Source organism: Albidovulum sp. (assembly GCF_008933605.1).
GTDB lineage: Bacteria > Pseudomonadota > Alphaproteobacteria > Rhodobacterales > Rhodobacteraceae > Albidovulum.
In genome coordinates, this window is the sequence record NZ_WBUS01000153.1 from 1 (window position 1) to 7,451 (window position 7,451).

Annotated in this window: 8 protein-coding genes and 1 pseudogene; 4 read left to right on the plus strand and 5 right to left on the minus strand. The window is 68.2% G+C overall.

Going from position 1 to position 7,451, the window contains the following annotated elements:
• From F9K34_RS15540 to rpmI, 3 genes and pseudogenes are all read right to left on the minus strand, one after another.
• Nucleotides 1-387, minus strand: a pseudogene (locus F9K34_RS15540) (phenylalanine--tRNA ligase subunit alpha); the annotation flags it as partial.
• A 126-nt stretch (nt 388-513) separates the two neighbouring features.
• Entirely contained in the window at nt 514-876 is a 363-nt protein-coding gene (gene rplT / locus F9K34_RS15545; protein ID WP_291338034.1) for a 50S ribosomal protein L20, read from the minus strand.
• A 12-nt stretch (nt 877-888) separates the two neighbouring features.
• Nucleotides 889-1,089: a 50S ribosomal protein L35 gene (gene rpmI, locus F9K34_RS15550; protein ID WP_291338035.1), complete on the minus strand. Its 201-nt coding sequence runs from the start codon at nt 1,087-1,089 to the stop codon at nt 889-891.
• A 413-nt stretch (nt 1,090-1,502) separates the two neighbouring features.
• Here rpmI and F9K34_RS15555 point away from each other — a divergent pair, with 413 nt between their 5' ends.
• Nucleotides 1,503-2,708, plus strand: coding sequence for an aminopeptidase P family protein (locus F9K34_RS15555; RefSeq protein ID WP_291338036.1), 1,206 nt, complete (start codon nt 1,503-1,505; stop codon nt 2,706-2,708).
• 273 nt (nt 2,709-2,981) lie between these two features.
• Nucleotides 2,982-3,938, plus strand: a complete 957-nt coding sequence (locus F9K34_RS15560; RefSeq protein ID WP_291338037.1) for a L,D-transpeptidase — start codon at nt 2,982-2,984, stop codon at nt 3,936-3,938.
• 6 nt (nt 3,939-3,944) lie between these two features.
• Here F9K34_RS15560 and F9K34_RS15565 read toward each other — a convergent pair whose 3' ends face one another.
• A complete protein-coding gene (locus F9K34_RS15565; protein ID WP_291338038.1) occupies nt 3,945-4,286 on the minus strand; it encodes a cupin domain-containing protein in 342 nt (113 codons plus the stop codon).
• Between the two features lie 66 nt (nt 4,287-4,352).
• Nucleotides 4,353-5,825: an ABC transporter substrate-binding protein gene (locus tag F9K34_RS15570; protein WP_291338039.1), complete on the minus strand. Its 1,473-nt coding sequence runs from the start codon at nt 5,823-5,825 to the stop codon at nt 4,353-4,355.
• Nucleotides 5,826-5,982: 157 nt separating this feature from the next.
• Here F9K34_RS15570 and panB point away from each other — a divergent pair, with 157 nt between their 5' ends.
• Together panB and panC are read left to right on the plus strand one after the other, a co-directional pair.
• Nucleotides 5,983-6,807, plus strand: a complete 825-nt coding sequence (panB, locus tag F9K34_RS15575) for a 3-methyl-2-oxobutanoate hydroxymethyltransferase (RefSeq protein WP_291338040.1) — start codon at nt 5,983-5,985, stop codon at nt 6,805-6,807.
• On the plus strand, nt 6,804-7,451 hold a 648-nt coding region (gene panC, locus F9K34_RS15580), incomplete at its 3' end, for a pantoate--beta-alanine ligase (RefSeq protein ID WP_291338041.1). The genes panB and panC, both read left to right, overlap by 4 nt.

A 7,451-nucleotide genomic window follows, 5' to 3' on the forward strand; every position in this document is an offset into this window, starting at 1 on the left:
CTCGGCCACGGCAAAGCCCATGTCGGCGAAGATCGCGGTGACTTCCTCGGTGACCTGGCTGACCGGATGGATCGTCCCCTGCCGCCGCGGCCGGCCCGGCAGCGTCACGTCCAGCCATTCCGCTTTCAGCCGCTCGTCGAGCGCCGCATCGGCCAGCGCCGCCTTCTTCGCCCTGAGCGCCGCGTCGATCTCGTCCTTCAGCCGGTTCAGCGCGGCACCGGCGGCCTGCCGCACCTCGGGCGCCATCTGGCCAAGCTCGCGCATCTTCAGGCTGATCTCGCCCTTCTTGCCGAGCGCCGCCAGCCGGATTTCCTCCAGCGAGGCCTCGTCGCCCGCCCCGGAAATCCCTTCCAGATACCTGCCCTTCAGCGCGTCCAATCCGTCCATCTGACCCTCCGGCCCGTTGCGGACCTTGTGCTATCCATGCCGCCCCGCCATTGCAAGGCGGCAAGAAAAAACCCCGCGGCGCCGTTCCGGCACTCGCGGGGTTCTCCTGTCCCTCGGAGAGAGGAATTACGCGAGCGCGGCCTTCGCCTTTCCGACGATGGCCTCGAACGCCGCCGGCTCATGCACGGCGAGGTCGGCGAGCACCTTGCGGTCCACCTCGATCCCCGCCTTGGCGAGCGCGTTGACGAAGCGCGAATAGGTCATCTCGGCATCGACGAGGCGGACGGCGGCGTTGATCCGCTGGATCCACAGCGCGCGGAAGTTGCGCTTGCGGGCCTTGCGGTCGCGCGTGGCGTACTGGTTGGCCTTGTCGACAGCCTGCGTGGCCGTGCGGAAGTTGGTCGAACGCGCGGCGTAGTAGCCTTTCGCCTTCTTGATGACCTTGCGGTGACGGGCGTGGGTGACGACGCCGGATTTGACGCGAGACATGGGACTGGCTCCTCAGCGGTCGTAGGGCATGTATTTCTTGACGATCTTCGCATCCGAGTCCGAGAGGAGCATCGTCCCCGTCGCCTTGCGGATGAAGTCGGTCGAGCGCTTGATCATGCCGTGACGCTTGCCGACGACCGCCGCCTTGACGCGGCCCGTGGCGGTCATCTTGAACCGCTTCTTGGCGGCCGATTTGGTCTTCATCTTGGGCATTTTCATCTCCTGGTCAGACGTGAATGCGCGACTCGGCAATGCCACTTGGCCGGCCCCGCAGGGTATTCGAGAGGCGCCCTATAGCCCCGCCGGGGGCACATGGCAAGGGGTGACGGCCGTATCCCTCGGCATCGCGGCGTTCCTGCCGCGAGGATCGGCCCCGGTCCGGCGCCGGAACGGCGGGCTGTCGCGGGGCCAGGTGCCGCCCGCCATGATCCGACTGCGGCACGGGTGTCGTTTTCAGACTAGCCGGACGCCCGCTCACGGCTTAAAGGACTCCCCGAGTCGTGGCGATGGCGTCGCCACAGGGCCCGAGGGCCCCTCGCTCGCGGAGATTTCCGCCGAAGTCCTGTACGCCGGGACCTTTCGGGGTCTCGCGCCACGGGCCAGACCCCATGAAGTGAGGTCTGACAATGACGGAACGTCCACAGCAGTACCGTTTCCACCAGGGTGACCGCGTCCTCCCGTTCGCCAAGTCGGAATACGAACAGCGCCTCGGCGGGTTGCGCGCGATCATGGATGCGCAGGGTGTCGACGCGGTCGTCTTCACCTCGATGCACAGCATCGCCTATTACTCGGGCTTCCTCTACTGCTCCTTCGGCCGGCCCTACGGCCTTGTCGTCACCGCCACCCAGGACGTGACGATCTCGGCCGGCATCGACGCGGCGCAGCCCTGGCGGCGCTGCCACGGCGACAACATCACCTACACCGACTGGCAGCGCGACAACTACTGGCGCGCGATCCTCTCGGTGACGGGCCCCGGCAAGGTCATCGGCTACGAGGCGGATCACCTGACGCTTCTGCAGTCGGAAAAGCTGAAGTCGTTCCTGACCCCGTCGAAAGTCGTCGACATCGCCCCCGCGACGATGAAGCAGCGGATGATGAAATCGCCCGCCGAGATCGCGATGATCCGCGCCGGCGCCAATACCGCCGACGTCGGCGGCTATGCCATCCGCGAGGCGGTGGCCGTCGGCGCGCGCGAGATCGACATCGCCATGGCCGGCCGCGACGCGATGGAGCGCGAGATCGCCCGCCGCTTCCCCGATGCCGAATACCGCGACACCTGGGTCTGGTTCCAGTCGGGCATCAACACCGACGGCGCCCACAACCCGGTCACCGCGCGCAAGCTCGAGGTCGGCGACATCCTCAGCCTCAACACCTTCCCGATGATCTCGGGCTACTACACGGCGCTGGAACGCACGATGTTCGTGCGCGAGGTGGACAATGCGAGCCTGAAGATCTGGGAAGCGAACGTGGCCGCCCATGAATACGGCATGAGCCTGCTGAAGCCGGGCGCGAAATGCTCGGACATCACCGCGAAGATCAACGAGTTCTTCGAGGAGCGTCAGCTGCTGCAGTACCGGACCTTCGGCTACGGCCATTCCTTCGGCGTGCTGTCGCACTACTACGGCCGCGAGGCGGGGCTGGAACTGCGCGAGGACATCGACACGGTTCTCGAGCCGGGGATGGTGATCTCGATGGAGCCGATGCTGACGATCCCGGACGGCAAGCCGGGCGCGGGCGGCTACCGCGAGCACGACATCCTCGTCATCACCGAGGACGGCAACGAGGACATCACCCACTATCCCTACGGGCCGGAGTTCAACGTGGTGGGCTGAGGCCCGCCGCCCTGAAGACCGCAACTGCGCCGGTACGCCTGTTTCGTGCGGCGCCGACATTCCCCACCCGGGCAGTCCCGGGTGGGGAAAAGCCGCTGATCCGGTGTGGTGTGACCCCTTCGCCCCGGCCGCCGAAAATCCTGCGCGCGGGGCCTTGACGCCCGGGCGCCGTCCGGGTGGACATGGGCGCCAGCGCCGGACAGGAACCGCCACGGAACGATTCCGTCGCGGCTTCGTTCGGTTGAAAGACAACAGAACGGATTGCATCCTGCCATGACCCTTCTTCCGGCCCTGTCCCGGCGCCTCCCGGTGGCCCGTGCCTTCGCCCTTCTCTCCGCACTCGCGCTCGCTGCCTGCGGCGCACCGGGCCAGGGCCCGGGCATCGACCCGGCGACGGGCGTCTCCTCCATCGCGCCCGCGCCGGAGGTTGTCGCGCGCTACCAGTCGGTGCAGGATGCCGACGTCACGATCCCGGCGGTCGAGCCGGGCTACCTGACCGGGCAGAACCCCCGGACCGAGGTCTACTACACCGGTCCCGATGCGCCGGGGACGATCGTCGTCGATCCGCATGCGCGTGTGCTCTACTACATTCTCGACGGCGGGCGGGCGATCCGCTACGGCATCGCGGTCGGGCGCGAGGGCTACGGCTTTTCCGGTGACGCGATCGTCGGGCGCAAGCGGGAATGGCCGAACTGGACGCCGACGAAGAACATGATCCGGCGCGACCCGGAAATCTACGGTCCGCTCGCCGGCGGCATGCCGGGCGGACTTGAAAATCCGCTCGGGGCGCGGGCGCTCTATCTCTACCGCGGCGGGCGCGACACCTATTACCGCATCCATGGCACGAACAACGCCTCGACGATCGGCCGGGCGACCTCGGCGGGCTGCATCCGGCTCTTCAACCAGGACATCCTCGACCTCTTCGCGCGGGTGGAGCCGGGGACGCATGTCCATGTCCGTTCGGCGGCGGAGTCCGCGATCGCCGAGGATCCGATGGTCGAGAACGCGCACGGGCTGATGGTGCCGCTCGCGTCCTTCCCCGAGGACGTGCAGGCGCAGATCCGGGCGGGCAACATTCCCTGGCCGAAGTTCGTGCCGCCGGTCGGCGTGGTCACGCCGCAGTCAGCCGTGACCGGAACCGCGGTCGCCGTCGATCCGGCGACGGGGTTGCCGCTCTCGGACGCCGCGGCGGTCGCTGACCCCAGCGGCGTCTTCACGCAGATCAACTGAACCGGATCAGAGGCGGATGACGTAGTCCTTCCGCGTCGTCTCGATCACCTCCCAGGTGCCGGTGAAGCCGGGACGGAGGATGAAACTGTCGCCGGGGCCGAGCGCATGCTTGGCCCCGCTTGCATCGGTGATGACCGAGCGGCCGGAGAGGATGCGGCAGTATTCCCATTCGTCATACGATATGCGCCACGTCCCGGGGGTGGATTCCCAGATGCCGCAATAGAGGCCGTCGCGTTCCTCCACGTTCCAGGTGGTGTGGACGGGATCGCCGGAGATGACCTTCTCGGGCGCGGGACGTTCGGTTTCCGGCGCGGCGGCGGCGGGGGTGAGGCGGAGGAAAAGGGGCATCGCGTCTCCTGAAGAACACACAGCCGCGACACCAGCCGCGGCTGCTGGGGTTGAACGTGCGTGCGGTCACTCGACCCAGTGCACCGCCGTCAGGTCGTTGGCCTGCGTCGGCGAGTTTTCCCAGAGACCCTCGATCCTGGCGTTTGCAACGCCGGTCTTGGCGAGCTGGAAGAGGTAGGCGTTGACGTAGTCCCCGGCGATCATCTCCTGCGCCGACTTCAGGATGGCGGAGCGTTCGGTGGTACCGGTGGTGACGCTGAGCTTGTCCATCAGCGCCACGAACTCGGGCTTGCCATACTGGAAGTAGTAGTCCGGCCTTGCATAGATGTTGATGTCGGCAGGCTCGGTGTGGCTGACGATGGTCAGATCGAAGTCGCGACCCTTGAAAACCTGTTCCAGCCACTGTGCCCATTCGACGTTGGTGATTTCCGTCTGGATGCCGACGGCGGCGAGTTGCGCGGCGATGATCTCGCCGCCGCGCCGGGCATAGGTGGGCGGCGGCAGCGCGAGGCGGAGCTTCAGGTCGCTCACGCCGGCCTCGGCCAGGAGCGCCTTCGACTTCGCGGGGTCGTAGGCGGAAAGGGCGGTCAGATCGACGTAGTCGGGATTGTGCGGTGCGAAATGGGTGCCGATGGGTGTGCCGTAGCCGAACATGGCGCCGTCGATGATTTCCTGCCGGTTGATGGCATGGGCGATGGCCTCGCGCACCTTCGCGTTGTCGAGGGCTGGCTGCTTGTTGTTCATGGCGAGGATGGTTTCGCCCTCGGTGGTCCCCACGATCACCTTGAAGCGCGGGTCGGCGGCAAGCTGGGCGAGCGTCTCGGGCGCGGGGTAGTTCGGAAAGGCGTCGACATCGCCCGCCATCATCGCCGCGAAGGCGGCGGTCGCGTCGGAGATGAAGCGGAACGTGGCCCTGGAGAGCGCCACGGGTTCGCCCCAGTAGGCGTCGTTGCGCTCGATCGTCACATGATCGCCCTGCACCCACTCGACGAAGCGGAAGGGGCCGGTGCCGACGGGCTTCGTCGCCTCCGTCGCGATCGATTCTGGCGCGACGATAACCGCGTCGCCCCAGGCCATGTTGAAGGGGAAGTTGCCATCGGGGGCCTTCAGCGTGACCTTCACCGTCAGCGGGTCCACCGCCTCGACCGTCTCGATGCCGGCGAAGAGCGCCTTCTGCGCGTTCGCGCTATCCTCGGCACGGGCACGGTCGAGCGAGAACTTCACATCCTCGGCGTCGAAGGTCGTGCCGTCGTGGAAGGTCACGCCTTCGTGGAGGTGGAACACGTAGGCCTTCGCCCCGTCCTCCACGTCCCAGCTTGCGGCGAGCGCCGGCCGGACGGAGCCGTCGGGCCCGATGCGGGTGAGGCCTTCGAAGATATTGGCATAGACCACCTCGTCGATCGCGGCGGCGGCCCCGGCGGTCGGGTCGAGGTTCGGCGGCTCCAGCACCATGCCGAGGGTGATCGTGTCCTGGGCCGCGAGCGCGGGGCCGGCGGCAAGGGCGAGGAGCGCAGCGGTCGTGGTGAGGCGGTGGAACATCTCTCGGTCTCCCGGTTCCGCCCGGGGTGCACCGGGCCATCGCCGGCATCTTTCGCCGGTTTCGCGCTCCGATCAAGCGGTTGGCTGGCACAGAGATCGCTGGCAACGATGCTGCAGTGCAGCTATGATGGTGCAACGACCCCGGGGGAGGATCGCAATGAGCGCGACGGTTGAGGGGAAGCGGCCGGTGCCGCCGGATATCCGGGCGCGGAAGGGCGGCGTGCCGCTCGTGATGCTCACCGCCTACACGACGCCGGTCGCGCGGCTGGTCGATCCGCATTGCGACATGGTCCTGGTGGGCGACAGCCTCGGCATGGTGCTGCACGGGCTCCCGTCCACGCTCGGCGTGACGATGGAAATGATGATCCTGCATGGCCAGGCGGTGGCACGGGGGCTCAGCCGCGCCATGCTGGTCGTGGACATGCCCTTCGGCGCCTACGAGGAGGGCCCCGCGCAGGCGTTCCGCAACGCGGCGCGGCTCATGGCGGAAACCGGGGCGGCGGCGGTGAAGCTCGAAGGCGGGGCGCATATGGCGGAGACCATCGCCTTCCTCGCGGCGCGCGGGGTGCCGGTGATGGCGCATGTCGGGCTGACGCCGCAGGCGGTGAACACCCTCGGCGGCTACCGGGTGCAGGGGCGCGGCGGCGACGCGGACCGCATCCGCGAGGACGCCGCCGCCGTGGCCGGAGCGGGGGCCTTCGCCGTCGTGCTCGAAAAGGTGCCCGACGCGCTCGCGGCCGAGATCACCCGCTCCCTGCCGATCCCGACCATCGGCATCGGCGCCTCGGCGGACTGTGACGGGCAGGTGCTGGTCGTGGATGACATGCTGGGGCTCTTCACCGCGTTCCGGCCGAAGTTCGTCAAGCGCTATGCCGAGCTCGGCGCCGAGGCCGACCGGGCGATCGCGGCCTATGCCGCCGAGGTCCGTGCGCGCCGCTTTCCGGCGCCCGAGCATGTCTTCGGCGCGGAACCCGGCCGATGACCGAAGTGATCCGCAGCGCGGGGGCGCTTCGCGACCGGGTGGGAACATGGAAGCGCTCGGGCATGCTCGTGGGCGTGGTGCCGACGATGGGGGCGCTGCATGACGGCCACCTGAGCCTTGCCCGCGCGGCGCGGGCGCAGTCCGACCGGGTGATCGTGACGATCTTCGTCAATCCGATGCAGTTCAACAATCCCGAGGACCTGACGAAGTATCCCCGGACCGAGGCGCAGGACCTCGCGCTTCTGGAGGCGGAGAAGGTCGACGTCCTCTTCGCGCCGGGGCCGGAGGAGGTCTATCCGGCGGGCTTCGCCACGAGGGTGTCGGTCGCGGGCATCTCGGAGCCGATGGAAGGGACATTCCGGCCCGGCCATTTCGACGGCGTGGCGACGGTGGTGACGAAGCTGTTCGAGATGACCCAGGCGGGGCGGGCGTTCTTCGGCGAGAAGGACTGGCAGCAGTTGCAGGTGGTTCAGCGTCTGGTGCGCGACCTCAACATGCCGGTCCGGGTCATCGGCTGCCCGACGATCCGGGAGCCCGACGGGCTGGCGATGTCGTCGCGCAACGTGCGTCTCACGGCGCCGGAGCGGGACGTGGCGCCGGCGCTCCACCGCGCGATGCAGGTGGCCGCGGCGGCGATCCGGACC